This window comes from Comamonas sp. B-9 (genome assembly GCF_000410635.1).
Taxonomy (GTDB): Bacteria; Pseudomonadota; Gammaproteobacteria; order Burkholderiales; family Burkholderiaceae_C; genus Comamonas.
This window is the reverse complement of the sequence record NZ_KE148580.1, coordinates 1,704-3,135: the sequence shown is the minus strand read 5'-3', so window position 1 is coordinate 3,135 and position 1,432 is coordinate 1,704. Positions and strand designations below refer to the sequence as shown.

1 pseudogene is annotated in these 1,432 nt (G+C 68.9%); it reads left to right on the top strand.

The features are described 5' to 3' along the window. Positions 1-1,432 (top strand): annotated as a pseudogene (locus H928_RS33360) (mechanosensitive ion channel protein MscS); the annotation flags it as partial.

Below are 1,432 nucleotides of genomic sequence, written 5' to 3'. Positions count from 1 at the left end.
GCTGCCCAGATCCTGGCGCACAACGACCGCCTGGTCAAAGAGCGCCAGGACCTGGCGAGCGACGAATACCGCCAAAGCCAGCTGGCCTCGGCCTTGCGCGATACGCAGGCGCGCCTGCGCCTGGGCGGCAGCGCATCGGTGGGCCAGTGGCTGTGGAAGCAGCGCGTGGCGCTGCCCACCGTCAACACCATCCAGTCGCGCCGCAAGGCCACATTGCGGCAGCTGGCCGAGCTGCGGCTGGCGCTGTTCAATGCCAGCGAGCGGCGCTTCAGCCTCAACGGCACGGCCACGGGTGGCGGCAACTCGGGCATGACCACGCGCGGCAGCAGCCAAAGCACGGCCTTGTGGACCAAGCAGGCCGCGCTGATTGACCAGCTCCAGCCCTTGCTGCTGCGGCGTATCGCGGTGCTGGAGCAGACCGATGCCGCGCTGCAATCGACCTTGAACAGCGGCAACGCGCTGCGCCAGGTGATGGACAAGGAGCTGCTGTGGTTCCCCAGCCATCTGGCAATGGGCGGCGCCTGGCTGGACGAATGGCGCTCGGTGCTGCGCAGCTCGGACGGCGCCGCACTGGAGCAGGGCGCCAGCGCCTCGCCCTGGAACACCGCGCGGGCGCTGGGCGCGAGCATGCTGCGCAACCTCTGGATCTATGCCGGCATCTTTGCCGGCGTGCTGCTGCTGCTGGGCCTGCGCCGCTATGCCTTGCAAAAGCTGCAGGCGATTGCCACGCAGGTGGACAACTTCTCGCAGGACCACTTTGGCCTGACCTTGATGGCGCTGGGCTGGAGCCTGCTGTATGCGCTGCCCTGGAGCTTTGCCACCGCCGCGCTGGGCACCCTGCTGCAATCGACGGCAGCGCCGGTGGCGCTCGAGCCGCTGGGCCAGGCGCTCGAGCAGCTGAGTGCCTTTGTCTTTGTCGTGACCCTGCTCAATGTGCTGTTCCGCCCCTGCGGGCTGGCGGTGGCGCATTTTGGCTGGCCGCGTGAGCGCGTGCAGGTGCTGCGCCAGATGGTGCTGCGCGCCACCTGGCTGATCGTGCCCATCGATCTGCTGGGCGGTCTGGCCTTCTTCAGCCACGATGATTCGGCGATCAGCACCTGGGGCCGCATGTGCCTGCTGGTGCTCACCCTGGGCCTGGGCTGGATGGCCTTGCGCTACCTGCGCCAAAGCCTGCGCAAGCAGCGCCCGGGCTTGCGCTGGAGCCAGGTGGTGAGCGTGGCCGTGCTGCTGGTGCTGGCCGTGACCCTGGTAGGCATCGGGCTGGGCTATGTCTACACCGCCACCGAAGTGATCCAGGCGCTACTGAGCAGCTTTGTGTTTCTGGCGGCGGCCGAGGTGCTGGTCAGCCTGCTGCGGCGCTGGCTGCTGCTGGGCGAGCGCCGCCTGGCGCTCAACCGCCTGCGCGCCGCGGCCTTGCAGCGCCAGGCGGCCA